Annotated in this window: 23 protein-coding genes and 1 tRNA gene; 8 read left to right on the top strand and 16 right to left on the bottom strand. The window is 66.3% G+C overall.

What is annotated here, in order from left to right:
• Positions 1-34: 34 nt before the first annotated feature.
• The 5 genes from NMQ16_RS08125 to earP all read right to left on the bottom strand — a co-directional run bounded on the left by NMQ16_RS08125 (position 35) and on the right by earP (position 6,404).
• Positions 35-1,378 carry a M48 family metalloprotease gene (locus NMQ16_RS08125; RefSeq protein WP_257080025.1) on the bottom strand — a complete coding sequence of 448 codons (1,344 nt, stop codon included), beginning with the start codon at positions 1,376-1,378 and terminating at the stop codon, positions 35-37.
• 132 nt (positions 1,379-1,510) lie between these two features.
• Positions 1,511-3,202, bottom strand: coding sequence for a single-stranded-DNA-specific exonuclease RecJ (gene recJ, locus NMQ16_RS08120; protein WP_257080024.1), 1,692 nt, complete (start codon positions 3,200-3,202; stop codon positions 1,511-1,513).
• 28 nt (positions 3,203-3,230) lie between these two features.
• Entirely contained in the window at positions 3,231-4,235 is a 1,005-nt protein-coding gene (locus tag NMQ16_RS08115) for a hypothetical protein (protein ID WP_257080023.1), read from the bottom strand.
• A gap of 345 nt (positions 4,236-4,580) precedes the next feature.
• Positions 4,581-5,138, bottom strand: a complete 558-nt coding sequence (gene efp / locus NMQ16_RS08110; protein ID WP_257080022.1) for an elongation factor P — start codon at positions 5,136-5,138, stop codon at positions 4,581-4,583.
• 102 nt (positions 5,139-5,240) lie between these two features.
• Positions 5,241-6,404, bottom strand: a complete 1,164-nt coding sequence (gene earP, locus NMQ16_RS08105; protein WP_257080021.1) for an elongation factor P maturation arginine rhamnosyltransferase EarP — start codon at positions 6,402-6,404, stop codon at positions 5,241-5,243.
• Positions 6,405-6,489: 85 nt separating this feature from the next.
• On the opposite strand from earP, the gene NMQ16_RS08100 reads away from it, so the two are divergent.
• On the top strand, positions 6,490-6,711 hold the full coding sequence (locus tag NMQ16_RS08100; RefSeq protein WP_257080020.1) for a hypothetical protein: 222 nt from the start codon (positions 6,490-6,492) through the stop codon (positions 6,709-6,711).
• A gap of 76 nt (positions 6,712-6,787) precedes the next feature.
• A complete protein-coding gene (locus NMQ16_RS08095; protein ID WP_257080019.1) occupies positions 6,788-7,657 on the top strand; it encodes an HDOD domain-containing protein in 870 nt (289 codons plus the stop codon).
• A gap of 14 nt (positions 7,658-7,671) precedes the next feature.
• Here NMQ16_RS08095 and NMQ16_RS08090 read toward each other — a convergent pair whose 3' ends face one another.
• The 3 genes from NMQ16_RS08090 to NMQ16_RS08080 form a co-directional block, all read right to left on the bottom strand.
• Entirely contained in the window at positions 7,672-9,555 is a 1,884-nt protein-coding gene (locus NMQ16_RS08090) for an ATP-binding cassette domain-containing protein (RefSeq protein ID WP_257080018.1), read from the bottom strand.
• A gap of 70 nt (positions 9,556-9,625) precedes the next feature.
• Positions 9,626-10,567, bottom strand: a complete 942-nt coding sequence (locus tag NMQ16_RS08085; RefSeq protein ID WP_257080017.1) for a lysylphosphatidylglycerol synthase transmembrane domain-containing protein — start codon at positions 10,565-10,567, stop codon at positions 9,626-9,628.
• Positions 10,564-11,568 carry a glycosyltransferase family 2 protein gene (locus NMQ16_RS08080; RefSeq protein WP_257080016.1) on the bottom strand — a complete coding sequence of 335 codons (1,005 nt, stop codon included), beginning with the start codon at positions 11,566-11,568 and terminating at the stop codon, positions 10,564-10,566. The genes NMQ16_RS08085 and NMQ16_RS08080 overlap by 4 nt, the downstream gene beginning before the upstream one ends.
• Positions 11,569-11,654: 86 nt before the next feature.
• On the opposite strand from NMQ16_RS08080, the gene NMQ16_RS08075 reads away from it, so the two are divergent.
• The 3 genes from NMQ16_RS08075 to NMQ16_RS08065 all read left to right on the top strand — a co-directional run bounded on the left by NMQ16_RS08075 (position 11,655) and on the right by NMQ16_RS08065 (position 14,551).
• Positions 11,655-13,127 (top strand): glycosyltransferase family 39 protein, encoded by a 1,473-nt coding sequence (locus NMQ16_RS08075; RefSeq protein ID WP_257080015.1) that lies wholly within the window; start codon positions 11,655-11,657, stop codon positions 13,125-13,127.
• A tRNA-Arg gene (locus NMQ16_RS08070) sits at positions 13,118-13,192 on the top strand. Before NMQ16_RS08075 ends, NMQ16_RS08070 begins: the two co-directional genes overlap by 10 nt.
• 150 nt (positions 13,193-13,342) lie before the next feature.
• Positions 13,343-14,551 carry a methyl-accepting chemotaxis protein gene (locus tag NMQ16_RS08065; protein ID WP_306441738.1) on the top strand — a complete coding sequence of 403 codons (1,209 nt, stop codon included), beginning with the start codon at positions 13,343-13,345 and terminating at the stop codon, positions 14,549-14,551.
• Between the two features lie 30 nt (positions 14,552-14,581).
• On the opposite strand, the gene NMQ16_RS08060 is transcribed toward NMQ16_RS08065, so the two are convergent.
• Both NMQ16_RS08060 and NMQ16_RS08055 read right to left on the bottom strand, forming a co-directional pair.
• Positions 14,582-16,780 (bottom strand): bifunctional (p)ppGpp synthetase/guanosine-3',5'-bis(diphosphate) 3'-pyrophosphohydrolase, encoded by a 2,199-nt coding sequence (locus NMQ16_RS08060; protein ID WP_257080014.1) that lies wholly within the window; start codon positions 16,778-16,780, stop codon positions 14,582-14,584.
• Between the two features lie 148 nt (positions 16,781-16,928).
• Positions 16,929-17,057: a hypothetical protein gene (locus NMQ16_RS08055; RefSeq protein WP_257080013.1), complete on the bottom strand. Its 129-nt coding sequence runs from the start codon at positions 17,055-17,057 to the stop codon at positions 16,929-16,931.
• A gap of 81 nt (positions 17,058-17,138) precedes the next feature.
• Between NMQ16_RS08055 and NMQ16_RS08050 the strand changes: the two genes are divergently transcribed.
• Positions 17,139-17,933: a zinc-dependent peptidase gene (locus NMQ16_RS08050; protein ID WP_257080012.1), complete on the top strand. Its 795-nt coding sequence runs from the start codon at positions 17,139-17,141 to the stop codon at positions 17,931-17,933.
• Positions 17,930-18,694, top strand: a complete 765-nt coding sequence (locus tag NMQ16_RS08045) for a hypothetical protein (protein ID WP_257080011.1) — start codon at positions 17,930-17,932, stop codon at positions 18,692-18,694. Before NMQ16_RS08050 ends, NMQ16_RS08045 begins: the two co-directional genes overlap by 4 nt.
• Before the next feature lie 217 nt (positions 18,695-18,911).
• On the opposite strand, the gene NMQ16_RS08040 is transcribed toward NMQ16_RS08045, so the two are convergent.
• Positions 18,912-19,544, bottom strand: a complete 633-nt coding sequence (locus tag NMQ16_RS08040; RefSeq protein ID WP_257080010.1) for a bifunctional 2-polyprenyl-6-hydroxyphenol methylase/3-demethylubiquinol 3-O-methyltransferase UbiG — start codon at positions 19,542-19,544, stop codon at positions 18,912-18,914.
• Positions 19,545-19,844: 300 nt separating this feature from the next.
• Between NMQ16_RS08040 and NMQ16_RS08035 the strand changes: the two genes are divergently transcribed.
• Positions 19,845-20,519, top strand: a complete 675-nt coding sequence (locus NMQ16_RS08035) for a hypothetical protein (RefSeq protein WP_257080009.1) — start codon at positions 19,845-19,847, stop codon at positions 20,517-20,519.
• A gap of 36 nt (positions 20,520-20,555) precedes the next feature.
• Here NMQ16_RS08035 and NMQ16_RS08030 read toward each other — a convergent pair whose 3' ends face one another.
• The 5 genes from NMQ16_RS08030 to fabI all read right to left on the bottom strand — a co-directional run bounded on the left by NMQ16_RS08030 (position 20,556) and on the right by fabI (position 25,647).
• Positions 20,556-22,430 (bottom strand): ABC transporter ATP-binding protein, encoded by a 1,875-nt coding sequence (locus NMQ16_RS08030; RefSeq protein WP_257080008.1) that lies wholly within the window; start codon positions 22,428-22,430, stop codon positions 20,556-20,558.
• A gap of 133 nt (positions 22,431-22,563) precedes the next feature.
• Positions 22,564-23,061 (bottom strand): TPM domain-containing protein, encoded by a 498-nt coding sequence (locus tag NMQ16_RS08025; protein ID WP_257080007.1) that lies wholly within the window; start codon positions 23,059-23,061, stop codon positions 22,564-22,566.
• A 49-nt stretch (positions 23,062-23,110) separates the two neighbouring features.
• Entirely contained in the window at positions 23,111-23,947 is an 837-nt protein-coding gene (locus NMQ16_RS08020) for a YgcG family protein (RefSeq protein WP_257080132.1), read from the bottom strand.
• Positions 23,948-23,963: 16 nt separating this feature from the next.
• The gene (locus NMQ16_RS08015) at positions 23,964-24,587 is read right to left on the bottom strand and encodes a LemA family protein (protein ID WP_257080006.1); all 624 of its coding nucleotides are present in this window, start codon (positions 24,585-24,587) and stop codon (positions 23,964-23,966) included.
• 274 nt (positions 24,588-24,861) lie between these two features.
• Positions 24,862-25,647 (bottom strand): enoyl-ACP reductase FabI, encoded by a 786-nt coding sequence (fabI, locus tag NMQ16_RS08010; protein WP_257080005.1) that lies wholly within the window; start codon positions 25,645-25,647, stop codon positions 24,862-24,864.
• Positions 25,648-25,671: the final 24 nt, after the last annotated feature.

The raw sequence follows: 25,671 nt of genomic DNA, 5'->3' as shown, positions 1-25,671 counted from the left end.
GGGCGCACCGTATATTTCCTGCCTTACGGTTTCCTTACTTCACCAGGCCCCAGTTCTGCAGTCGCTGAAAGGCGAACTGGGCCTGCGCGTCCTTGTTGCCGCTGCGGATGTAGGCCGCGTAGTGCTGGCTGGCGTTGCGCTTGTCCTGCATCGTTTCGTAGGCAACACCCTTCAGGAACAGCGTGGACGGGTTGCCCGGCAGGATGCGGTCGTAGGCATTGAACGATGCCAGCGCTTCCTGCGGCCGGTTCAGCGCCAGCCTGGACACGCCGCGCTGGTAAATCGCCTGGCCTTCGCCCGGATAAAGCTCTGCCGCGCGCGCAAAGTGACGATCCGCATCGTCATACTGTTTCTGCGCAATGAGGCACTTGCCCATCAATACATTGCCGCAGTAGTCGTCCGGTGCCACCTTCAGCGCCCTCGCGAAACTACCTTCCGCTTCCTCGATCGATTTCTTCGCCATCAGCGATTCGCCGTCCTGTTGCGCCTTGATGGCCGGCGCGATGCGACGCAGCGATGCCGTGTTGTCCATGTAGCGTTCGCGCGACATCTTCTTGTTGCGCAGCGAACCATACGTGCCCTGCGCCTCGCGTTCGGCCGTGGCATAGCGCTCGTCGGACATCGGGTGCGACGAGAACATGGTCTGCAGCAGGCTGGGCCTGGCCTTGTTCTGGCTGCGCAGCATGTCCATCAGATTCACCATGCCGTCCGGGTTGTAGCCGGCCTTGGTCATGTATTCCAGGCCCAGCGCATCCGCCTGGCGCTCGTCGCTGCGCGAGTAACCGGCCAGCAGCGCACTGGCGCCGACCTGGGTCGCGATGTTGGCCAGCGGTGCGGCGCCCCGGTAGTCGGACATCGCCACGGCGACATTCACCGCCGTGGCGCCGACCTGGGCCATCATCGTGCGACCCGCCTGCTTGGCGCTGTGGCGTGCGTTGACGTGGCCCGTCTCGTGGCCGAGCAGGGCGGCCAGTTCGTCCTCGCTGTCCATGTCGAGCATGATGCCGCGCGTGACCGCCATGCTGCCGCCGGGGAAGGTGTAGGCGTTGATGTAATTGGCGTTCACGACGCGTGCGTTGTACGGCACCTCCGGCCGATGCGTGTTCTTCGCCAGCGATAGCTCGAGGTTGTTCACATAGCGGTTCAGTGCGTTGTCCTGCACCGCGCCGTAGTCGGCCGAGAACTGCTTCGGCGAATGCTGGCGGTCGATGCCCAGTTCTCCCTCTTCGGACATTCCGACGACGACCTGCTTGCCGGTGATCGGGTCGGTCGCACAGCCGGTCAGCTGAGGCAGCGTCACCGCGGCGCCGGCGATGCCGGACAACCAGAGAAAGTCGCGGCGCGACATTTCGCGGCGGAAGTAGCGGTCATGTGACATGTGTATCGGTCCTTTCGATCATCAGTCTGCGCGGACACCACAACGGTTCGATGCGACATGGCGCTGACGACACTTCGATTCAGATGCAAGATTCAAGGTGCAAGGTGCAAGGTGCAAGGTCAGGCGCCGCTTTCAGAAGGGTTCGGCGTGCTCGACCATCAGTTGTATCCGGCGTACGCCCTGGTATTCGTTGATGTCCAGCCGGTAGGCGGCGGTCACGCGCGCCGGTAGCGGTTCCGCGCGATTGAACCAGATGGCGTCGAAGCTTGCACCGTCCTTCACCAGCGCGAGCTTCAGGTGCTTGTCCTTCAGCAGACGCTGGTTGCGCACCTCGAAGCGATCGGAAAACACCGGCGCCGGAAAGCCCTGGCCCCACGTCCCGGCTTCGATCAGCGTCGCCGCGTTGAGGTTCATCAGCGACGCCTCCAGCGCACCGTCGGTTTCTATGGTGCGGGTCAGCGCGGAAGGTTCCACCATGTCGGCGACCGCCCGTTCGAATGCGCTTCGAAAGCGGTCGAGGTCGTGTTCGAGCAGCGTCAGGCCGGCCGCCATGGCGTGCCCGCCGAAGCGGATGATGAGGCCGGGTTCGCGCTTGGACACCAGATCGAGCGCGTCGCGCAGATGCAGGCCGGAAATCGAGCGACCCGAGCCCTTGATTTCACCCTCGTGGCCGCGCGCGAAGGCAATGGTCGGGCGGTGCGCGCGCTCCTTGATGCGCGAGGCGACGATGCCGATGACGCCCTGGTGCCAGTCCGGGTGGAACAGCGACAACGACTTCGATTCGCCGATATCGATGCCGGCCAGTTGCGCCTCGGCGTCTTCCTGCATGCCCTGTTCGATCTCGCGCCGCTCACGGTTGATCGCGTCGAGCTGTTGCGCCAGACCGAGCGCGCGTGCGAAGTCGTCGGTGATCAGACATTCGATGCCGAGCGACATGTCCGACAGCCGCCCGGCCGCGTTGAGCCGCGGCCCGAGCGCGAAGCCCAGGTCGAAGGACTGCGCCTGCGACGGCTCGCGCCCGGCCGCTGCGAACAGCGCGCGCAGACCGGGCACCATGTTGCCGGCGCGGATGCGCTGCATGCCCTGGGTGACCAGAATGCGATTGTTGTGATCCAGCTTCACCACGTCGGCCACCGTGCCGAGTGCCACCAGATCGAGCAGATTGCCCAGATTCGGCGCCTCACGGCCGTCGAAGGCGCCGCGGCTGCGCAGTTCGGCGCGCAGCGCCAGCATGACGTAGAACATCACGCCGCAGCCGGCGATCGCCTTGCTCGGGAAGTCGCAGCCCGGCTGGTTCGGATTCACGATGACGTCGGCCGCCGGCAGTTCGTCGCCCGGCAGGTGGTGGTCGGTCACCAGCACCGACATGCCCAGCTCGTTCGCCCGTGCCACGCCCTCGACGCTGGCGATGCCGTTGTCCACGGTGATCAGCATGTCCGGTTCGGCGTGCGCCGCCAGATCGACGATCTCCGGCGTCAGGCCGTAGCCGTATTCGAAGCGGTTCGGTACCAGATAGCTCACGTTGGCGCCCATTGCGCGCAGCGCACGGATGCCGATGGCGCATGCGGTCGCGCCATCGCAGTCGTAGTCGGCGACGATCAGCAGGCGGGCGTCGGCTTCGATCGCATCGGCCAGCATGACCGCCGCGTCGGCCAGCCCGCGCATCGAATCCGGCGGCAGCAGCGCCTTGAGCGAGTAGTCGATCTGGCTGCGGTCCTGTACGCCGCGCGCGGCGTACAGGCGGGCCAGCAGCGGGTGCACGCCCTGCTGGGCAAGCATCTCGCTGCTGCGCAGCGGTACGGGGCGGTTCTTGATGCAGGTCATCGGAATTCCGGCAGGCAGGGGCCGCGCATCAGGGCGACGCAACGACGGAAAAGGGACGGCGCCAGAATTTCATCAGGTCGCGCCGCTGCACGGTGACATCGACGCGTCCGTCGTCGCCGCTCAGCGTCAGCGTGAGCGTCTGTACATCGCCACGCCGGAGCGCTGCCAGTGCCGGCACGATCCACTGCTGCTCGATGGTGAGTGCGGCCTGCGCCCAGGCTTCGGCGTCGAGGTAGAGCGAAGGGGCCAGCGCGGCGTCGAGCACCAAGAGATTGTCCTGCAACAACGCCACGCCGACCTGTGCCGGCAGCGGCGCCGTGCGCACGCCGGACGCCAGAGCCATGCCGCGTGCCAGCGCATTGTCGGACCACACCTGGATGGGTCGCGCCTGTGCGCGTGCGACCGCCACGCCGGCGCCCCAGAACCACAGGCTGTTGATGGCAGGGCGCCCGGCCTCTTCGCGCGCGGCATTCACCGGGTGGCTGTGAAACAGCATCTGGGTTTCGTTCATCCACTGGCGCACCTTCGCGCCATCCGGACCGGATGGCAGGCGCACGTCGATCTTGCGTCCGAGCGCGCCGCCCGGCGGCGTGGTGTCGACGGTGACGGGTTCATGCAGCGCCAGATGGCCGTGACCGCCGGCGCCCATGTAGAGCCAGCCGACATTGGCGAAATGCGCGTTCCACGACGCGCACAGTGCGGCGGCTTCCTCTGCGTCCGGTGCCACATCGGGTGCATCGGTCAGCAGCAGGGCATCGCGCGCGAAGCGCAGATGTACGGCGTCGGCTGCCAGCCATTGCCGGCTGTTCACCGCCTCGCCCTGGCCGGCACGGCGCAGCGCGCCGAACGGTGCCCGCTCGTCGAGCCCGAACAGCGACGCCAGCAGGAATTCCGCCGCCAGCGCCGGCCGCCGCAAGGTGCTGCCGCAACCGGCCAGACGCGACAGCGCCGGCGTCTTCAGCGACTGCAGGGCGGGTGGGTGATGCGGGGATGCCGGCCAAAGCAGGCCTGGCAGAACAATATGCAGGGACATCGTGCAAGTGTACCCCGGCGGGTGCCCGGACTTCGCGGTTGCATGGACTGTCAGCGCCACCCGCTATGGAAGAGGCCATCCACTGCTGGCCCTGCATAGTCAGCCAGCGCTGCGGGCGGTGAGCAGTGCTCGCCGAAACCCCCGCTCCGCCCTCGCCGCGATCAGCTCCGGCCCTGTGGGAGGTGCGGCCTCGCCGCGATACGCGCGTTGCACAGCGACCATCGCGGCACTGATCGCGGCGCGGCCGCCGCTCCCGCAAAACCCTCGCTGCGTAGAAGCTGTGCCGCGCCAAAAGAAAAGCCCCGCACCAGGCGGGGCTTTCCGGAACAACGGCGATGAAACGGCTTACTTCACGCGGTTCTTGTATTCACCGGTACGGGTGTCGATTTCGATCTTGTCGCCGATTTCGCAGAACAGCGGCACCGACACTTCATAGCCGGTGTTGATCTTGGCCGGCTTGAGCACTTTGCCCGAGGTGTCGCCCTTGACGCCCGGTTCGGTGTAGGTGATTTCGCGCACCACCGAGTTCGGCAGCTCGACCGAAATCGCGCGACCTTCGTAGAACACCACTTCGCACGCCATGCCGTCTTCGACATAGTTCAGTGCGTCGCCCATGTTCTCGGCGTCGACTTCATACTGGTTGTAGTCACCATCCATGAAGGTGTACATCGGGTCGGCGAAGTACGAGTAGGTGACTTCGCGGCGCTCGAGAATGACCACGTCGAACTTGTCATCCGCCTTGTAGACCGTTTCCTGACCGGAACCGGTCAGCAGGTTCTTCATCTTCAGCTTGACGACAGCCGAGTTGCGGCCGGATTTGTTGTAGTCGGCCTTGAGCACGACCATGGCTTCGTTGCCGATTTTCACGACGTTGCCGGCGCGCAGTTCCTGAGCGGTTTTCATGCGGGGTTCGTTCCTGTGGGGAGGGTTGTGATTGAAAGCCGCCGATGTACAGCTCGAACCTTTGCAACCCCTGTTGCAACGCCCGCCGCGGCAAACCCAGCATTATATAGGTGGTTGATTAAACATCACAAGCTGTGTCGCGAGGTCGTCGTGAGACGCCAGCGAGGCTGCCCGCTGGCGGGCGTGAGACGCCAGAAGCGGCAGGTCACCGAGCACTGCGTGCCAGTCATCCACCGGCACGGCAGCCGTGCTGTTCCAGCCGCGATGAAGCGCGCGCAGGCGCGTCGCCACCTCTGCGGGCAGGCCTTCGGCATGGCGGTCGAGAAAGGCGTCGAGCTTGGTCAGGTGGGCGCCCCCGTCCTGCGGGTAGATGTGCCACAGCATGGGCCGCGCAGCCCACTGGGCGCGCACGAATGAATCCTCGCCACGGACAATGTTCAGGTCGCACTGCCACAGCAGCCGGTCGAAGTCGTCCTGGTCCATGAAGGCGAGCGCGTGCAGCGCGAGCGCACCGCGCTGCACGACCTCCCCGGCGCGCAATGGCCGACCGAGTGCCTCGGCCGCCACCGTCAGCGACCGGCCTTCCGGGACCCACAGCTGCACCGGTTGCGCATGCGCCGCGAGGGCTTCGATCAGCGTCGCGATCGATGGGCTTTCGTAGCCGAACAGGGAAAGCTGCAGCGCCCCGGTATCGACGGCCATGCCGAGTCGCGCCAGATCGTGTTTCCGGGCCGCTGCATCGGCCAGCCAGGCGTCGCGCTGCGCCGGGAGGTCGCGCTCGCGCAGCAGGCCACCGGTACGTGCGGTGAAGCCGGGAAAGAAGAAGTGCTTGGTCAGCCCGCTTGCGGCGTCGTATGACGGCAGACCATGGCAGCCCTCGACCCACGCTTCGGCACTGAGGTATTCCAGATTGATCCAGCGTGGCGGCGGATGCTGCGCCGCCATGGACATCACGAGGGCCGGCGGCAGATCGCAGGCGAAGGCTTCGATGACGCAACGGGCCGGCAAGCAGGAGAGGGTGTCGTCATTCAACTGCCTGACCTCGACGCCCGGTTCGGCGGCTCCCTGCGGCTTGATACGCGCCAGCGCATCAAGCGCATCGACCCACAGCCTGACATGCCAGCCATGGTCGCGCGCCAGGCAGCGCGCCAGCCGCCAGCAGACGCCTATATCGCCGAAATTGTCGATGACGCGGCAGAACAGGTCGGCGTCAGGTCGGGCCGGCGACAGCTTCCGTGATGAATCTTGCGTGACAGGGTGCGACATGCCTTCAAGTCCTGAATCCGCTCGTCGTAAAGGGAAAAGTATCCGACATCATCCGTCATTGCCTGCCCGCTCAAGGAGTCCAGTCATGCCCATGCAGCGTCCGACGTCCGAAGCACTCGGTTTTCGCCACACCCACCGCACCCTGCAGGCGGGCGAAGACATTCCGCCGATGCCTAGCCTGCTCGACCAGATCGCCCAGATCAATGCGATGGCGCTGGTTGCCGAGGCCGATGGCGAGGCCGACAACGATGACTGGGCCGGCAACGCAACGATCGACGACGCAACGATCGACGACGACGAGGACTGAACCACGCATCGCCGTCACCATTCAGCCGGCGCCCATTCCGGCCGTAAACAGGTCATCTGAACGAAGGACCTGAATCATGCGCGAGGTTTCGATTGCCACCCTTGACGGCTGGGTGGCGTACATGGGGGACAAGCCCCTGCCGGTTCTCGCACGCACCGTGCGCGAACTGGCTGTACTGCGCGAGAAGGAGCACTCGGTCAGCGCACGCAGCATCGCCCAGGTCGTGCTGCACGACCCGCTGATGACCTTGCGGGTGCTCGCCTTCATCGAAACACGCAACCGTCACAGCCAGCATCACGACATCACGACCATCGAGCGGGCGCTGATGATGATCGGCATTTCGCCATTCTTCAATCATTTCGACGGCCTGCCGACGCTGGAAGACCACCTGCACGGTCATCCGCAGGCACTGCTCGGTGTGATGCGCGTGATTGCGCGTGCCCGCCGTGCCGCCAACTGGGCCCGCGAATGGGCGCTCATGCGGCATGACATGGATGTCGATGAAATCACGGTTGCCACGTTGCTGCACGACGTCGCGGAAGTGCTGTGCTGGGTGTTTGCGCCCAAGCTGTCGCTGGAACTGCGCGACCTGCTGCGCGCCAACCCGGGCATGCGCACGGCGGCCGCGCAGAAGGCAGTATTCAACGTCACCGCGCATGAACTCCAGCTCGCGCTGGTGCGTGCATGGAAGCTGCCGTCACTGCTGGTGGAACTGATGGACGACAGCCGGGCCGCCACCCCACGCACCCGAAACGTATCGCTTGCCGTCAATCTGGCGCGCCACAGCGCCAAGGGGTGGGACGATCCGGCACTGCCGGACGATTTTTCGGCGGTCGAGGCCTTGCTGCGCGTCAGTCACGAAACCCTGCTCGGCCGGCTAGGCCTGCCGATGGATGGTTCGCGGCCTCTTCCTTCGGCGCTGCCGGACGAGCCTGATCAGCCCTGAACGCCCGATCCGGTTCAGCGGCGCGCTTCCAGCACCTCCCATCGCACCATCGCCTGATCGATCAGCGTGGCCAGTTCACCCAGGCGCGCCGATGCTTTCGCCGCGTCGGTGCCCGTACTGGCCGACAGGCGGTCGGTGAGCGTTGCCTGTTCGGCTTCGAGCGTCGCGATCAGATCAGGCAGCCCGTCCAGTTCCTTCTGCTCCTTGAAACTGAGTTTCGACTTCGCAGCGACAGCCACCGGCTTGTCGCCTTTCACAGCCGGCGCGCTGGCGACTTTCGCTGCTGCAGTGGCGGCCGCCTGCACCGTGGCGCGCTGCGCCACCCAGTCGGTGTAGCCGCCGATGTATTCGCGCCAGCGTCCGTCGCCTTCGTAGGCAATGGTCTGCGTCACCACGGCGTCGAGGAAGGCGCGGTCGTGCGACACCAGCAGCACGGTACCGTCGTAGTCCTGCAGCAGCTGTTCGAGCAGGTCGAGCGTTTCCATGTCGAGATCGTTGGTCGGCTCGTCGAGCACCAGCACATTGGCCGGGCGGGCGAACAGCCGCGCCAGCAGCAGGCGATTGCGCTCGCCGCCGGACAGCGATTCGACCTTGGCACGCGCACGCTGCGGCGGAAACAGGAAGTCACCCAGATAACCGATCACATGCGTGCGCTTGCCGGCGATCTCGACAAAGTCCGAACCCGGGCTGATCACCTCGGCCAGCGTGGCCGAATCGTCGAGCTGGCTGCGGAACTGGTCGAAATAGGCGACCTCGATGCGCGTGCCGTTGCGCACCACACCGCTGTCGGCCTGCAGCTGGCCGAGGATGAGCTTGAGCAGCGTAGTCTTGCCGGCACCGTTCGGGCCGATGAAGCCGACCTTGTCGCCGCGCACAATGCGCGCCGTGAAGTTGCGCACGACCGTTCTGTCGCCGAAAGACTTGCTGACGTCTTCCAGTTCGGCCACCAGCTGGCCCGACGCTTCGCCGCGATCGACCTCGATGCGTGCACGGCCCATCTGGTCACGGCGTGCCTCGCGCCGGGCGCGCAACTCGTCGAGCCGCTTGACGCGGAACTGGGCGCGCGTGCGCCGCGCCTCGACGCCCTTGCGTATCCACACCTCTTCCTGCGCCAGCAACTTGTCGGCGCGCGCCGATTCGAGCGCCTCGGCGGACAGTTCGTCCGCCTTGCGCGCCACGTATTCGGCGTAGCGGCCGGGGTAGCTGCGCAGCTGGCCTCGGTCCAGTTCGAGGATGCGGCTGGCGAAGCTGTCGAGAAAGCGCCGGTCGTGGGTGATCACCAGGCTGGCGCCGCGGAAGTCGTTCAGCAACGTTTCCAGCCAGGCGATGCCGTCGAGGTCGAGGTGGTTGGTCGGCTCGTCGAGCAGCAGCATGTCCGGCTCGGCGACCAGCGCGCGCGCCAGCGCCACGCGCTTGAGCATGCCGCCGGACAGCGATTCCACCTTCGCGTCGCCCGGGAGCGCCAGACGCTCCAGCGCCTGTTCGATGCGCTGTTCGAAGCGCCAGGCCTGATGGTGCTCCAGCGCATCCTGCAGTTCCGACATGCGGTCGAACACGGTTTCGTCGCCGTGCGCCATCGCGTCGGCCACGTCGTGATAATCGATCAGAAGTTGTGCCAGTTCGCCCAGTCCCTGCGCGATCGCGTCGAATACGCGTGCGCCGGGTTCGAATTTCGGTTCCTGCGACACATAGGCCAGCTTCATGCCGGGCTGGCGCCAGAACGTGCCGTCGTCGAGCGCGGCGTCGCCGGCGAGAATCTTCAGCAGGCTGGATTTGCCGGTGCCGTTGCGTCCGATCAGCGCCAGCCGCTCGCCGGGTTCGACCACCAGCGCGGTGTGGTCGAGCAGCGGCACGTCGCCGAAAGCAAGGCAGGCGTTATCGAGGGTGATGAGCGGCATGTTGGGCGTGCAGGACAGTTCATGGGCGGGCGCGCAGTATACGTCCTGCCCTTGTCGATCCTGCTACGCCTCAGCCGGCAGATGACAAAGGCAACGGGCGCCAGGTCAGCAATACACAGCCCAGTGCCGCCTGGGCGAGGCCGAAAACACCGTAGAGCATGGCTGTACCGACTGCCTGTTCCACCGGCACACCAAAGATGGAAAGAACCGCGGCCGCAGCCGCCTCACGTGTTCCCCAACCGCCGAAGCTGACCGGCAGCGCAGCCATCAGGAAGACCGGTGCCGAGGCGGCGGCCCACACCGCGCTCGGCAGGTCGAGATCAAGCGCGCAACCGCAACAGGCAAGCGCGCCGATCGACAGCGCCTGCACCAGCAGCGAGGCAGCCACCTGCAGCCCATACTGACGCAGGGCGTTCGCCCGCCGCATGAGGGCCTGGACGCGCGCCAGCGCCGCAACCCGTCGGCCGCGAAGGACCCGCGTCGACGGCCCTGCGACCAACCATAACGGAGCGATCAGCAGAAGCGGAGGCAGGATTGCACCGAGCAGACTGACAAGAACGAATGGCCCAGGCTGCGCGACATGCAGTGATTGTGCTGCAAACGGCGCTGCAGCCGAGCCGACCACGAGCAGGATCCACAAGCCGCTGGACCGGTCGAGCAGCACGGACACCCCCGCGTCGAGCGACGGCAGACCTGCCCGGCGCAACGTGATTGCGCGGAAAACGTCGCCGCCGATCACAGCACCCGGCAGCAGCGCGTTCAGCGCCATCGCCTTGAAATAGGTCAGCACTGCAAAGCGGCGGCTGACGGAAGCGCCCAGCCAGACTGTGAGCGCGCGCCAGCGCAGAGCAGAGAAAACATTGGACAATACGGCAGCCGCAAAGCCGGCGATCAACCAGTCGCGATCAGCGCGCAGCAGTGCCTCGGCCAGCGACCGCGGATGGGCGAAGTGAATCACCACCGCCAGCAGCACTCCGGCTGCAGCAAGACGCAGCACCGCGCCGCGCGTCATTGCGCGTCAGGCTCCTGCGCGTGGTACTGAGGTCGTCCATGGCCCTCGTGATAGATGCGAATCAGGAGTTCGCCGATGAGGCCGGCGACCACGAGCTGTACGCCCATCAGCAGCAGCATGACGCCCGCCATCAGCAGCGGGCGGCCCCCGATGGCCTCGCCGAACAGCTTGAGCAAGCCCAGCCAGCCCAGGATGGCCGCCCCCGGCATCGCCATCCACAGGCCGAGCGCGCCGAAGGCGTGCAGCGGCCGCTGGCGGTAACGCATGAAGAAAACGATGAGCACGAGGTCGAGAATGACGCGGAATGTGCGGTCGATACCGTATTTGGATACGCCGCGCGTGCGTGCGTGATGACGCACCGGGACTTCGGCGATGCGTGCCCCGGCGTCGCGAGCAAGCGACGGGATGAAGCGGTGCAGTTCGCCGTATAGCCGGATGCGGTCAATGATGTCCCGGCGGTAGGCCTTCAGCGCACAGCCGTAGTCGTGCAGGCGAACGCCGGTCGAGGCGGATATGAGCTTGTTGGCGATCATCGAGGGCAGTCGACGCGACAGCGTCTTGTCCTGGCGCTGCTGGCGCCAGCCGGAGATCATGTCCACATCGGGATCGGTTTCGAGGCGATCGATCATCGCGGGAATGTCCAGAGGATCGTTCTGCAGATCGCCATCCAGCGTCACAACGTAACGGCCACGCACGCGATCGAAGCCGGCCTGAAGCGCACTTGACTGACCGTAATTGCGCACCAGGCGGACCGGCCGCAGCCAGGGGCGCTTTGTTGCCAATCGCGTCAGCAACACACCGCTGCCGTCGCGCGAACCGTCGTCGACGATGATCAGTTCGAAACGGCGGCCCGTTGGTGCCAGAGCTGCGTGAATGCGATCGACCAGATCGCCGAGATTGTCGAGTTCGTTGAACACCGGAACGACGACGGATACCTCGGGTGACTCAGCCGATGCACGCATCGGCACTTCAGGCTGGACGAACTCGATTACTTGGGGCATCTGCGGACGACTCGAAAATTATGAAAGTCATCTTGACGCGTCGCGATTAACGCCGAATTAAAGATGCGCAGCGACACTGAAGTGCAATGAACACTTCATTTGCAATCACTCCGTCGCGCCATGCCCCGTGGCTCCTGCTGCTGCTCTATTTCGGCGCCCACATCCTGTCACGCACGCTGGTGTCCGACGCGCTCGAACTGGACGAGGCCGAACAGGCGCTGTGGACGCAGCAACTTGCCGCAGGCTACGGCGCTCAGCCACCGCTATACACATGGCTGCAATGGACGATGTTCCAGATCGCCGGCGTATCGGTGCTGTCGCTGTCCTTGCTGAAAAACTTACTGCTTGCATCGACCTATGCCTTCGTCTGGCTGGCCGCACGCCGCTTGATGGCCGCGCCGCTGGCGCTGCTGGCGGCAGCCTCCATGCTGCTGATTCCGCAGATCGGGTGGGAGTCTCAGCGTGACCTGACACATTCCGTGCTGGCCACGGCGGTCGCTGCCGCCACGCTGTACGTCGTCGTGCGGCTGATCGAAAAGCCGTGTTCAGTGCTCTACCTCGCACTCGGCCTGTGCGCGGCGCTGGGGCTGCTGTCCAAATACAGTTTCTCCGTGTTTCTGGCAGCCCTCGGGCTTGCTCTGCTGCTGTCGCGCGATACACGACCGCTGCTGCGCAGTCCGTGGATCATCGCTGCGGTGCTGGTCGCTCTGGCGGTGCTTGCGCCGCACGCGCTATGGCTGCTCGACAACTGGCAACTGGCCAGTGCCCGGACGATGGAAAAACTGGGTACGCATGCCAGTCTCACCGCAGGTGTTGCGCGCGGACTGGGCAGCCTGCTCAGCGCCACGCTGGCCACGCTGGCGGCATTCATGCTCGCCAGTATCGCCATCTTCGGGCGTGCCGTATGGCGTGCGGAAACCAACTCGCGGCACTGTCGCCTCTCGCGGCGCTACTTCGGTGTACTTGGTGCGCTGATGCTGGGTATCGTCATAGTGGGTGGCGCTACCCATTTCAAGGGGCGCTGGCTGCAACCGCTGGTGTTCATGGCACCGCTGACCTTCTTCTGCTGCCGTCAGCATCTGGCTGCGCACCCGAGGCTGAGCTGGTTGCGGCGTCTGCTGATCGCGCTCGCACTGCTCTATCTCTTCATGGTCAGCATGAGACCTGTGTTCGACGGTTGGCGTGATCGGCCGGATGAGCTCAACGAACCGGTGGCGGAACTGGCCGACGCTCTGCTCGGTGCCGGTTACGATGAGCACTCGTTGATCGTCACGCACGATCCGGTGCTGGGCGGCGTGCTGCGCGTACGCTTTCCGCAGGCACGGATCACGGTGTGGAAGGAGGGCTTCCCGGAGCCGGCGCCGCGGCGCGCACCGCATCTGCTTATCGGCCGTGGCGACGGGGGACGACGGCTGTTCGAACGCGCCGGCGTGGCAACGGTGCACCGGCTGGCGCTGCCCCCAAGACATGTAGGCCCGGGCCGTCCGCCGATCGAATACCGTTACGCCCTGATAAGTTCAACCGGGGCGCAGGTACAATATTGGCCCGCGGCTCCATAGTTGAATGGATACAACAACCCCCTCCTAAGGGGTAGGTACAGGTTCGATTCCTGTTGGGGCCACCAGCACCGTTCGCCCCCGCCCCTCGCGTTGTCCGCCCGCCCGCCATTCCTGCCCAACCCGGTCAATTCTCACGAACGCCGGTTCAAGACTGGGTCCGGATCGGCCGATTAAGCTCACGTCGAACAATTCCAACATACAGGACACGGGCAATCATGGGCATGCGCACGATGCGGGGCGACGATGTCGCGGTATGGGCAGGTCTGCTGTTGAGCGGCACTGCGGCGGGACTGTCGGCGAGCGGGCTGGTGACAGGATGGATCCACGTGCTGCTGGCGGCAGCGATCGTCAGCCTGATCACGTCGCAGGTGCTGAGCCGTCGGGCGCGTCGACACCATGCGGCCCGTCAGGCCGCCCGCATGGCGGACATCGACCGCAATGTCAATCGCTACGACGAGTTGTGTTCGGCGCTGGCCACCGGCAGTCGCGAACAGTTCCAGCGTCTGCAGGGCTCACTCGAACACAGTCAGGGCATCGTGTCGGGCGCGGCCAGCCGGCTGCGCGAAAGCAGCGGGCAGGACACGCTGCGTGGGATGGTGGAGCAACTGCAGGCATTGGCCGCAGACGAGGAACAGGCGCAGCGCCGCGCTGAAATCGAGCGGTTCGCGGGAGACACCCAGACCGCGCTATCGGCATTCGTCAGCACGGCGGAAAAACTCGGCGCCGACAGCATCGTCATCGCCGAGCGCTTCCAGGGTGTTCGCAGCCAGCTCGATCAGGTGCGACGCCTGATCGGCCAGGTTAACGAAATCAACCGCCAGACCTCGCTGCTCGCGTTGAACGCGGCGATCGAAGCGGCTCGCGCCGGTGAGGCGGGCCGCGGTTTCGCCGTGGTGGCGGACGAAGTGCGCAAGCTCGCGCAACGCACGGAATCCTTCAGCCAGGAAATCGGCACGCTGCTCAAGCATGTGAATGAATCCATCGTCGAAACCGGCCAGGTGGTCACGCAGTCGGCCAGCACCGACATCGGTTCGGCGCGCGCAGCCGAGGCAAATGCGGAACAATTGCGGCGCCGGATGGAGGACATCAACCGCCACGCCGCCCTGCAGGCCGAGCGGGTGAACGAACTGTCGGGCGCCATCCACGACACAGTGATGCAGAGCATCGTGTCGATGCAGTTCGAGGACATGGTGAATCAGGTGCTGGCGCGGGTACGCGAACAGTCGCAACTGATGGCGCACTACGTGAATGGCGTTTTCGACGCGCACCGCGACGTCGAGCAACGCGATGGCGTGTCGCGGGTGACCCAGCGCAACGAGGTGTTGGCGCGCCTGCTGGCCGACGCCGACGCCGCTGCGCAGGTGATGAGCGTGAATGCGATTAACCAGACGGCCATGTCGACCGGCGAAGTCGAACTCTTCTGAGCCGGGGGAACCAGCCTGGGGACGGGCGGCTCAGCCGCGCCGCGCCTCGACCACGCCGTCGACGTCGCGCAGCAGCGTCAGTATTTTCTGGATCTGGCCGACGCTGGCGATTTCAACCGTGAAGCTCATGCGCGCCATGTCGGCCTTTGACAGCGTGCTCACCGCCGTCACATTGATGCGCTCGCGCGACAGCAGTTCGGAAATGTCGCGCAGCAAACCCTGCCTGTCGTGCGCCTCGACCAGCAGGTCGGCGGCGAAGCGCGATTCCGGATCCTGGCTGGCGATTTCGCCCCATTGCGCATCGACCACCCGTTCCGGGTTGCGCGCCACCATGTTGATGTAGTTCGGGCAGTCGCTGCGGTGGACGGCGACGCCGCGCCCGCGCGTGACGAAACCCGAGATCGGATCCGGCGGGGCCGGCTTGCAGCAGCGGCCGAGCTGGGTCAGCAGCTTGCCGACACCTTCCACCAGCACGCCGCGTTCGCCCACGGCACGCGGTGCGCGTGGCTTGATCAGCGGTTCGTCCGGGAGCGGTTCTTCACCCTTGAGTGCAACATGAACCGCGCGTGGTCCGACCTCGCCGTGGGCGCACGCGATCAGCAGGGCGTCGACGCTGTTGTAGCCCAGCTTCTGCGCCAGTTCGTCCAGATTGGTCTGCGTCGCGCCTTCGCGCGACAGCTCGCGCGTGAGCCAGTTGCGGCCCTGCGCCAGCGTTTCGCCTTCCTCGATCTGGGCGAACCAGCGCCGCACCTTCACACGTGCCTGATGGGTCGCGAGATAGCCCTGCTGCGGGTTCAGCCAGTCGCGCGACGGCCCGCCCTGCTTGGCAGCGATGATTTCGACCCGCTGGCCATTGTCGAGCGGCGTATTGAGCGGCACCAGCTGGCCGTTCACACGCGCACCGCGGCAGCGGTGGCCCAGATCGGTGTGCAGCCGGTAGGCGAAGTCGATCGGCGTTGCACCCTGCGGCAGGTCGATCACCTTGCCCTGCGGCGTGAGCACGTAAAGCGTGTCGTCGAGTGCGGCACGCTTGAACTGCTCCACCCACTCCGAGTGGTCGGCGATTTCGTCGCGCCACGACAGCAGCTGGCGCAGCCAGGCGATCTTGTCGTCGTAGTCCTTGTCCTGGCCCGAACCTTCCTTGTAGCGCCAGTGCGCCGCCACGCCCATCTCGGCGTGCTGGTGCATCTCGCGCGTGCGGATCTGCACCTCGAGCGAGCGGCCGTCCGGCGCCACGACGGCGGTGTGCAGCGAGCGGTAATTGTTGCCCTTCGGGTGCGCGATATAGTCGTCGAATTCACGCGGCAGCGGTTGCCACAGCTGGTGCACCACGCCGAGCGCGGCGTAGCAGTCGCGCACCTCGTCGACCAGCACGCGCAGCGCGCGCACGTCGTACACCTCGGCGAACTCGATGCGCTTGGCGCGCATCTTGTTCCAGATGCTGTAGATGTGCTTCGGCCGGCCCTGGATTTCCGCCTTGATGCCGGCACCGGCCAGTTCGGCCCGCAGCCGCGCCATCGAATCGGCGATGAAGGCTTCCCGTTCGAGACGCTTCTCGTCGAGCTGCTTCGCGATGCGCTTGTAGGTGTCGGGTTCGAGAAAGCGGAAGGACAGGTCTTCGAGCTCCCACTTCAACTGCCACACGCCGAGCCGGTTGGCGAGCGGCGCATAGATGTCGAGCGATTCGCGCGCCATGTCGATGCGCTGCTCGTTCGGATTGACCGTGAGCCAGCGCAGGCTCTGCACGCGCGACGCCAGTCGCAGCATGACGACGCGGACATCCGCCACCATGGCCAGCACCATCTTGCGCAGGACTTCGGCCTGGTTGCCGATTTCCGCACCGGTGGTGCTCTTGGTGGCGTGCGAGCGGGTGATCAGGCGCAGATGGTCAAGCCGCTGCAGGCCGGACACCAGCTCGCTGACCGACTGGCCGTACTGTTCGGCGATCTGCTGATCGGCGTCGTCGATGACTTCGTGCAGCGGGAAAAGAAGCGCCGCCAGACGGGTTTCGAGGTCGAGCCGCAGCGAGGCGCAGATCAGCGCCTGACCCACCACGTGCTCGTGCATCGGCTCGCCGGTGCCGAGCGTGCGGCCCGCATAGAGCGTCGCCACGCGGTCGTGGGCGGCTCGCAACGTGGCGGCCTCGGCGTCACCCAGACCGTCGGCCAGCAGTTCGAGCGTGGTGCGGGCGGTATCTGCGCTGACGAGGGAATGGACGACGGAAACCATGTTCGGGATTATCGCTGATCAGGGACGCGGGGGCTTGCGGCGCAGCAGCATGGGCGGATGCGGCGTGGATGTCGTGGGCGGCAACAAAAAGGGGCGACCGATCGCTCGGCCGCCCCGCAGACATCTGTCTCACGACAGTTGTCCCGAATCAGGTCTTCGGCTTGTCCGGTTGGGAGCTCTGGGGTTTGGCGTCGCCGTGCTTTTCGCCCGGGCATGCAATGACAACGCTGGACGACGCAAACATCGCCAGCCCCAACAGGATCGCGAGACGTTTCATCACGGATCACCTCCTTTCATGGTTGCGGAGCCAGTACGATAGGCGTGCCCCCGACCTTACGCAAGCAAGGACCATTGCCAAATGTTTCACTGGCTCAGACGCGCGCTTGCGCCGGCCGACGCCGACCTGCCCGATGTGGCGCCGGACACCTGGACGCGCATCGAGGCGCGGCTGCCCTTTCTCGACTATCTCGATCCGGCCGACCGGCCGCTGCTGCGCGAACTGGCGCGCCAGTTCATCGCCAGCCGGCAGTTCCACGGCGCGCACGACATGGTGCTGCAAGACGACCAGCTGGTCGAGATCGCGCTGCAGGCCTGCCTGCCCATCCTCAGGCTGGGACTGGGCTGGTACGACGACTGGGTGGGCGTCGTGCTCTATCCGGGCGACTTCCTGGTGCCGCGGCAAAGCGTGGATGACGCCGGCGTCGTGCATGAATATTCGGAGCCGCTGATCGGCGAAGCCTGGGCCGGCGGCCCGGTGCTGCTGTCCTGGCAGCCGGACGATCACGCGGCCGACGGCGTGAATGTCGTCATCCACGAATTCGCGCACAAGCTCGACATGCGCAATGGCGACGCCGACGGCCTGCCGCCGCTGCACGAAGGCATGAGCGTGGTGAGCTGGGCCAGGGTGTGGTCCGACGCATACCAGCGCTTCTGCGCAGACATCGAAGCCGGTGTCGAAACCGGCATCGACGACTACGCCGCGGAAAGCCCGGCCGAATTCTTCGCCGTCATGTCGGAATGCTTCTTCGAAATTCCCGATCTGATCCAGGACGTGTGGCCGGATCTCTATGCGCAGCTGGCGCTGTTCTACCGGCAGGATCCGGCGCCGCGCGCCCGCGCCCTGCACGCACCTGTAGACGGCGCCGCAACGTGATCGCCGAACTGCTCGCCTGGTGGCGCATCGACTGTCTGCCCGCGGCCCGGCAAATGGGTTACCGACGCGAAGCGGCGGCGCTCGTCGTGCGCCACCGGCGCCTTCGTCGGCACTGGGCCGATCACCTGGCCCGCACGCGCGCCGTGCTGCGGGCATCCGCGCGGCAGGCAGCCGAGGCGCGCGATGCGCCGAAAATGGGCTGGATCATGGGCGCCGGGTTGCTGCACGACGTGCCGCTCGACGACCTGCTCGAGTGCTTCGAACGCATCGATCTGGTCGACGTCGCCTTCGCGCCGGCGGCACGTGACGCGGCGCGCCGTTACCCGGGGCGCGTCGCCTGCGTGACGCAGGACGTGACCGGACTGATTGCCGATCCCGCGCGCGACCCGCGCCATGCAATGCCGCCGCTGCCCGGTGACGCCTGGTGCGCATCGGTCAACCTGCTGAGCCAGTTGCCGCTGCTGCCGTGCGCCGCGTGGTTGCGGCAGGGCATGGCCGAACCCGAGGTCGAGCGGCGCGGCCGTGCCATCCAGCAGGCGCATGTTGAAGCGCTGCAGCAGGCGGCGCACGCCTGCCTGATCATCGAATACGCGCAGACGCATCAGCCGCCCGGCCCAGCCGACATGCTCCTGCTGCCTGGTCTGCCGGCGCGCCTTGCCGCGTCCGGCTGGCTGCAGCATGACACCTGGCACTGGCCGCTGAATCCGGCCGGCGAAACCGAGCTGCCGGAAGGTCGCGCGATGCAGGCCTGGTCGCGCTGACGCCGCGGCTCAGCGGGAGCTGCGGCCTGTGGGAGCGGCGGCCTGTGGGAGCGGCGGCCTCGCCGCGATCTGAGCAGCGATGATCGTTGATCAGCGTGCGTATCGCGGCGAGGCCGCCGCTCCCACAAAACCTTTACGGCTCCCACAAAACCTTTACCGCTCCCACAAACTGCCGCTTCCACGGGCACGGATCCCGCGACGCTGCGTGCGGCCCCGTTCAGTCGGCTGGCCGGCGCCACACGCTGGCCAGCCAATTCTGCTGTTCGGGCGGCAGGCCGGGCGGGCGGTAGTAGTGGGTCAGCTCTACAAAACCTGCGCCGCCCATGTAGCGGCGCCAACCGTCCAGGTCGTGGTAGCTGCCGTAGCGTTCGCCATTCCACCCCTCCTGTCCGTTGCCGCGCGGATTCGAGCTGAACAGCACGCCGCCGGGCTTGAGTGCGGCGAACAGCTTGCCCAGCACCCCGGGCAGCAGGCGCGCCGGTACATGGAACAGCGAGGCATTGGCGAAGACGCCGTCGAAACGCGCCGGTGGCAGGTCGAGCTCGAGGAAGTTCTGTTCCAGGACCGTGCAGCCGCTGAACGCGCGTGCCATGGCGGCCGGACGCGCGGCGCCTTCGAGCCCGGTCGGGCGGTGGCCCATGTCCTTCAGCGCCTTCAGGTCGCGGCCGGGGCCGCAGCCAAAGTCCAGCAGCTCGAACGGTGGAGCGGCTTCGATGAATGACAGCAGGGCAGCAATGTTCTGGCTCACGTCGTGGTCGCGCGTGCCTTGCCAGTAGTCGTCGGCATGGCGATCGTAGTGGCCCAGCGTGGAGCGGGTGATCAGGTCTGCAGGGTCGGGTGGCTCGGACATGCGGTGCGTTTCCATGAGTGGGTTGGTGCCGACGTCCGCTGCAGTGCAGCGGGAAACCTGCGCGAAAACCTCTACGCTGTAACGGTACGCGCGCCGGCCTTGCTGCCGGTGCGTATTGTGTGCCGATTGCAGGCCCTGCCGCTGCGCCACCCAACAACATTCCAATGAGCGGCCGGCAGACGATGAAACCCCGGCACAGCCCGTGGCCCGCGCCCTGCAGGCGGCGAACCAGGAAAGCTTCGCCAGTGCGGTCAGGCGCCGCGCAGGACGAAGCGTCGACTACCGATGGAGGAGACCGTCATGAAACGTGCAGGAAAGAGCCCCGACTCCGGACCTTACACGAGCGCCGAAAGCCCGTTCGGGTGCGGCGCCGGAACGGGGGAGGGCATCGCATCGGAATTCCTCCCACCCGTTGACGCGCTGCAGGCGGAGAAAACCGGCCTCGGCATCCCCTGGGAACGCGAACTCGATGCGGTCGCGGCCTGGCAGGCGGCCGGCGGCAATGTCGACAGCGAGTGGGATGCCTGCGTGTGGGAGACGCGCTGCACACGATTGCGCGGTACATCGAATGCATCGCGCGCGGCCGGTCCGGATGCCGCGAACGAACCGCCGACCATGGCCACCGTGGTCCGCCTGACGACCTCGCTGGTGTCGCTGCGCGAGCGGCTGTTCCGCATGCAGAGCGAGGTGACCGACGTGGCGCGCGGCGAAATGCGAGAGCGGCGAACGCCGGCCGACGATGCCGATGCGGCCCCTGCGCGCTCGGTGGTGCGCCGCCCGCTCGGCGCGCCGAACAGCGCACGCATCCTGCGGCTGGCGCGCGACTACGTGGCAGCGCTTGATCTTGCGCGCGCCGGCATGGCCAGTCTGGTCGGATTGCAGCCGATGAATGAAGAAGCGGCCGCCGAGCCGATGGTCGACCGTCGCCGCAACCGCGTGCTCATCGACTTTCCGGATCGCCGCTCGGCCGGCTGATCGTCGGGCACACCCCGGCGGGGTGTTGCCGTCTGTTCAGGCCACGGCGACGGCCGCTTCCACGCGGTCGTCGACATCCTCGCCGAGGAAGCCGCCGCTCTGGTGTGCCCACAGCCGCGCGTACAGCCCGCCGCGGGCGAGCAGCGTCGCGTGGTCGCCTTCCTCGACGATGCGGCCGCGATCGAGCACGATCAGGCGGTCCATCGCGGCGATGGTCGACAACCGGTGTGCGATCGCGACCACGGTCTTGCCGGTCATCAGCCGGTACAGGCTGGCCTGGATCGCGGCCTCCACTTCCGAATCGAGCGCACTGGTCGCCTCGTCCAGCAGCAGGATGGGGGCATCCTTCAGCATGACGCGGGCGATCGCCACCCGCTGCCGCTGCCCGCCCGACAGCTTCACACCGCGTTCGCCGACGTGGGCATCGTAGCCGCGCCGGCCCTTCGGATCGACCAGATCGGCGATGAATTCGTCGGCTTCCGCGCGTTCGGCGGCGGCGATCATGTCGGTATCGTCGGCGTCCGGACGGCCGTACAGGATGTTGTCGCGCACCGAGCGGTGCAGCAGCGAGGTGTCCTGGGTGACCATGCCGATCTGCGCGCGCAGGCTGTCCTGGGTGCCGAGCGACACGTCCTGACCGTCGATCAGGATGCGGCCGCCCTCGACGTCGTGAAAGCGCAGCAGCAGGTTGATCAGCGTCGACTTGCCTGCGCCTGAGCGGCCGACCAGCCCGATCTTTTCGCCCGGCCGGATGTGCAGCGACAGGTCGTCGATCACCCTCTCCCCGCTGCCATGGCCATTGCCGTAGTCGAACGTGACATGCTCGAAGCGGATGTCGCCGCGCGTCACGTGCAGCGGCTGCGCGTCGGGACGGTCATTCACCAGCCGCGGCCGCGACAGCGTGTTGATGCCGTCACGCACGGTACCGATCTGTTCAAACAGCGACGCCAGTTCCCACATCACCCAGTGCGAAATGCCGTTCAGGCGCAGCGCCATGGCGGTTGCCGCGGCCACCGCGCCGACGCCGACCTGGCCCTGCATCCACAGCCACAGCGTGGTGCCGGCAGTGCTCGCGATAAGTCCCATGCTGAGGATGTGATTGACGATTTCGAAGCCGGTGACCAGCCGGCTCTGTGCGTACACCGGCACCATGAACTCGCGCATGGCGTCGCGCGCGAACAATGCCTCGCGCGCCGAATGCGAAAACAGCTTGACGGTCGCGATATTGGTATAGGCGTCGGTGATGCGCCCGGTCATCAGCGAGCGGGCGTCCGCCTGCGACTGCGCCACCTTGCCCAGCCGCGGCACGAAGTAGACCATGGCCGCCACGTAGAGCGACAGCCAGCCGGCGAACGGCAGCAGCAACCACAGGTCGAAACTGCCGACCACCGCCACCATGGTGACGAAGTAGATGATGACGAACACCAGGATGTCGGCCACGATCATCCAGGTGTCGCGCACGGCGAGCGCGGTCTGCATCACCTTGGCGGCAATGCGGCCGGCAAATTCGTCCTGGTAGAAACTCATGCTCTGGTCGAGCATGTGCCGGTGGAAGTTCCAGCGCAGCCGCATCGGGAAGTTGCCGGCCAGCGACTGGTGCTTGATCAGCGTCTGCAGGGCGATCAGCAGCGGGCTGGCCAGCAGGATGCCGCCGAGCATCAGCAGGTGGGTGCGTTCCTCCACCCACAGCTGTGCCGGCTCGATCTTGCCCAGCCAGTCGACGATATTGCCCAGCATGGCGAACAGCATGGCTTCGAACACGCCGATCAGCGCGGTACACGCGGTCATCAGCAGGATCAGCCCGCGCATGCCTTCGGTGCCGCTCCACAGGAAGGCAAACAGGCCTTTGGGCGGCGAGGGCGGCGTGCCGTCCGGATACGGATCGACCCGTTGTTCGAAATAACTCAGCAAATCTTTCTCCGAGAGGGACTGCAAGGGTGCGCCGTACAGGCCCGATGGGCGGATTTTACCCGGCCGGTCGTGACAGTCCGCGCTTGGGCAACGGATCGACGGGTTGGTTGCGCCGGCGGATGCCGGCCGGCTTCTACAGCAGAACCACCCGGTCCGGCAGTTCGTTGTGCGGGTGGCCGTCGGGCGGGAAGTGGCGCGCCAGCGCCTGCGTGACCGCCTCGACGCACTCCAGCGCGCCGGCGCGGAATTCGCCGCGCGCGAAGCGTGCTTCGAGCTGCTGGCACAGCACCGCCCATTCGGCGTCGCCGACGCGGGCGCGGATGCCGCGGTCTGCGACGATTTCGATGTCGTGGTCGGCCATCTGCAGGTAGACCAGCACGCCGTTGTTGTGCGCCGTGTCCCAGATGCGCAGCAGCGAAAACACCTCGATCGCGCGCTCTCGTGCGGTCTGGCCGCGCCACACCGCCAGCGGAGCCTGCGCGCCCTCGACCACGAAACGCAGCTCACCCGCGTGGCGCGTTTCGCTGGCCGTGATCGCCTGTTCGATGTCGCGCAGCGTCTCCGCCGGAAAGGCGCGGCGCATCTGCCAGGGCAGATGGAAGGCATGCTTGAGCATGCGCAGCACGGTCATGGCCTCCCTCCGTTCACTTGCTCGTTCGTCCGCTGGCTCATGGGTGTGCTCACCATCGACCCGATGCGCCGCCGCCGCCGAAACCGCCGCCACCGCCGCCGAAACCGCCGCCTCCACCGAAGCCGCCACCCCGCCCGCTGCCGCCCATGCCGCCGAGCCCGCGTGCACCGCCACCGAAAAGCGTGACAAGCAGCGCGATGATGCCGGCGGCGATGGCAATGCCCAGTGCGCCCACCATCAGCCAGGCGACGAAGCCGACTGCACCGCCGGTCACCAGTGCGCCGGGCAGACGGCCCAGCACCGAACGCAGGATGCCGCCCATGGCCAGCGCAATGACGAACAGCACCGGTACATAGCCTTCGATGTCGCCCGCCGATTGAACCGCCTTCGGCGACACCGCCGGCAGCGGCTCGCCGTCGATCACCGACACCATGCGTTCGACGCCGGCGCGCACGCCGCCGTCGAAGTCGCCTTCGCGAAAGCGCGGCGTGATGATTTCGGCAATGATCCGCTTGGCGGTGATGTCGCTGAGCGCGCCTTCCAGCCCGTACCCGACCTCGATGCGCAGCGCGCGATCGTCCTTGGCCACCAGCAAAAGCGCGCCATCGTCGACGCCCTGGCGGCCGAGCTTCCAGGTTTCGGCGACGCGCAGTGCGTACTGCTCGATCGTTTCCGGCGCAGTCGTCGGCACGACGAGCACCGCAATCTGGCTGCCCTTGCGTGCCTCGAAGGCCGCCAGAGACTGTTCAAGCGCGGCCGTCGTGGCCGGGCTCAAAGTGCCGGTCTGGTCGGTGACGCGCGCACTCAGCGGCGGCACCGCCAGCTGCGCGAAGGCCAGTGCAGCGAACAGCAGCAGCGCGCCGCATGCGGTGCGCAGGCCGGACATCAGGGTCACTGCCGGCTCACTGTGCGGCGCCGGCCGGCTTCGCCGGCGCGGTGCCGAAATCCACCGTCGGCGGGCGGGCAATCTCGGCCTCGTTCTCGACCGTGAAGTTCGGCTTCACGTCATGCCCGAACATCATTGCCGTCAGGTTGCTCGGGAAGGAGCGCACCGTCACGTTGTAGTCCTGCACCGATTTGATGTAGCGGTTGCGCGCCACGGTGATGCGGTTTTCCGTGCCTTCGAGCTGCGCCTGCAGGTCGCGGAAGTTGGCGTCCGACTTGAGCTGCGGGTAGTTCTCGGCGACCACCAGCAGGCGCGACAGTGCACTGCCCATCTCGCCCTGGGCGGCCTGGAATTTCGCGAACGCCTGCGGATCGTTGATCAGTTCGGGCGTGGCCTGGATGGCACCGACCTTGGCCCGCGCTTCGGTCACGCGGATCAGGATGTCCTTCTCCTGTTCCGCGAAACCCTTGACCGTATTGACCAGATTCGGGATGAGGTCGGCGCGGCGCTGATACTGGTTCAGCACCTCCGACCACGCCGCCTTCACCTGCTCGTCGCCCGACTGCAGCGTGTTGTAGCCGCAGCCCGACAGCAGCGTGACGGTGAGAAGCGCCAACAGTGACATCCACATCTTGCGCATAGCCTGCCTCCGGAACCGTTTGAACATGACGGTAGTTGGGGGCGAATGCCCCGGATGCAAGAACAATACAGGCTGGATGTGACGGCGCGTTCAACCTTGTGCAGCCGCGGCCTGTGCGACCGGCGAAGTGTGGGAGCGGCGGCCCGTGTGGGAGCGGCGATTCATGTGGGAGCGGCGGCCTCGCCGCGATCGGCACGTTGATCAACGATTATCGCGGCATCCATCGCGGCGAGGCCGCCGCTCCCACAGCCGCTCCCACACGTCGGGCGCGGACTCAGTCGACGGCGCTCAGCGCGGTCTGGCTGAAACCGCCGTCTACATAAGTGATTTCACCGGTCACGCCGCTGGCGAGATCCGACAGCAGGAAGGCGGCGACATTGCCCACTTCCTGGATCGTCACGTTGCGGCGCAGCGGTGCATTCTTTTCGTTGTAGGCGAGCAACTTGCCGAAGTTGCCGATGCCCGAGGCAGCGAGCGTCTTGATCGGCCCGGCCGACACGGCGTTCGCGCGGATGCCCTGCGGGCCGAGGCTGGCAGCGAGGTAGCGCACGGATGCTTCCAGGCTGGCCTTGGCGAGCCCCATCACGTTGTAATTGGGGAGCGCACGCACGGCGCCGAGGTAGGACAAGGTCAGCACCGAGCCGTTGCGCCCCTGCATCATCGGGCGCGCCGCCTTGCACAGCGCCGGGAAGCTGTAGGCGCTGACTTCATGCGCCGTACGGAAGGCTTCGCGAGACAGGCCGTCGAGAAAGTCGCCGTCCAGCGCCTCGCCGGGGGCGAAGGCGATCGAATGCACCAGGCCGTCCAGCCCGTCCCACTTCGTCGCCAGCTGCTCGAACAGCCCGGCGATCTGCGCGTCGTCCGCCACATCGCAGGCGAACACCATCGACGAGCCGAAATCCCCCGCCATCTTGGTGACGCGATCGGTGAAGCGCTCGTTCTGGTAAGTGAACGCCAGTTCCGCGCCTTCGCGATGACAGGCCTGGGCGATGCCATAGGCGATCGAGCGATTGGACAACAGTCCGGTGATCAGTATTTTCTTGCCGGCGAGAAAGCCCATGGTGCGTCTCCAGTATCCCGGCCT

This window comes from Methyloversatilis sp. XJ19-49, from assembly GCF_024580145.1.
Lineage (GTDB): Bacteria > Pseudomonadota > Gammaproteobacteria > Burkholderiales > Rhodocyclaceae > Methyloversatilis.
Note: the sequence above shows the minus strand (reverse complement) of the source record. Positions and strands in the feature narration are given on the sequence as shown.

Excerpts from the sequence above, each read along its gene's own strand:
- NMQ16_RS08125 (WP_257080025.1), bottom strand. The coding sequence starts at position 1,378 with ATGTCACATGACCGCTACTTCCGCCGCGAAATGTCGCGCCGCGACTTT.
- recJ (WP_257080024.1), bottom strand. The coding sequence starts at position 3,202 with ATGACCTGCATCAAGAACCGCCCCGTACCGCTGCGCAGCAGCGAGATG.
- NMQ16_RS08115 (WP_257080023.1), bottom strand. The coding sequence starts at position 4,235 with ATGTCCCTGCATATTGTTCTGCCAGGCCTGCTTTGGCCGGCATCCCCG.
- efp (WP_257080022.1), bottom strand. The coding sequence starts at position 5,138 with ATGAAAACCGCTCAGGAACTGCGCGCCGGCAACGTCGTGAAAATCGGC.
- earP (WP_257080021.1), bottom strand. The coding sequence starts at position 6,404 with ATGTCGCACCCTGTCACGCAAGATTCATCACGGAAGCTGTCGCCGGCC.
- NMQ16_RS08100 (WP_257080020.1), top strand. The coding sequence starts at position 6,490 with ATGCCCATGCAGCGTCCGACGTCCGAAGCACTCGGTTTTCGCCACACC.
- NMQ16_RS08095 (WP_257080019.1), top strand. The coding sequence starts at position 6,788 with ATGCGCGAGGTTTCGATTGCCACCCTTGACGGCTGGGTGGCGTACATG.
- NMQ16_RS08090 (WP_257080018.1), bottom strand. The coding sequence starts at position 9,555 with ATGCCGCTCATCACCCTCGATAACGCCTGCCTTGCTTTCGGCGACGTG.
- NMQ16_RS08085 (WP_257080017.1), bottom strand. The coding sequence starts at position 10,567 with ATGACGCGCGGCGCGGTGCTGCGTCTTGCTGCAGCCGGAGTGCTGCTG.
- NMQ16_RS08080 (WP_257080016.1), bottom strand. The coding sequence starts at position 11,568 with ATGCCCCAAGTAATCGAGTTCGTCCAGCCTGAAGTGCCGATGCGTGCA.
- NMQ16_RS08075 (WP_257080015.1), top strand. The coding sequence starts at position 11,655 with ATGAACACTTCATTTGCAATCACTCCGTCGCGCCATGCCCCGTGGCTC.
- NMQ16_RS08065 (WP_306441738.1), top strand. The coding sequence starts at position 13,343 with ATGGGCATGCGCACGATGCGGGGCGACGATGTCGCGGTATGGGCAGGT.
- NMQ16_RS08060 (WP_257080014.1), bottom strand. The coding sequence starts at position 16,780 with ATGGTTTCCGTCGTCCATTCCCTCGTCAGCGCAGATACCGCCCGCACC.
- NMQ16_RS08055 (WP_257080013.1), bottom strand. The coding sequence starts at position 17,057 with ATGAAACGTCTCGCGATCCTGTTGGGGCTGGCGATGTTTGCGTCGTCC.
- NMQ16_RS08050 (WP_257080012.1), top strand. The coding sequence starts at position 17,139 with ATGTTTCACTGGCTCAGACGCGCGCTTGCGCCGGCCGACGCCGACCTG.
- NMQ16_RS08040 (WP_257080010.1), bottom strand. The coding sequence starts at position 19,544 with ATGTCCGAGCCACCCGACCCTGCAGACCTGATCACCCGCTCCACGCTG.
- NMQ16_RS08035 (WP_257080009.1), top strand. The coding sequence starts at position 19,845 with ATGAAACGTGCAGGAAAGAGCCCCGACTCCGGACCTTACACGAGCGCC.
- NMQ16_RS08025 (WP_257080007.1), bottom strand. The coding sequence starts at position 23,061 with ATGACCGTGCTGCGCATGCTCAAGCATGCCTTCCATCTGCCCTGGCAG.
- NMQ16_RS08020 (WP_257080132.1), bottom strand. The coding sequence starts at position 23,947 with ATGTCCGGCCTGCGCACCGCATGCGGCGCGCTGCTGCTGTTCGCTGCA.
- NMQ16_RS08015 (WP_257080006.1), bottom strand. The coding sequence starts at position 24,587 with ATGCGCAAGATGTGGATGTCACTGTTGGCGCTTCTCACCGTCACGCTG.
- fabI (WP_257080005.1), bottom strand. The coding sequence starts at position 25,647 with ATGGGCTTTCTCGCCGGCAAGAAAATACTGATCACCGGACTGTTGTCC.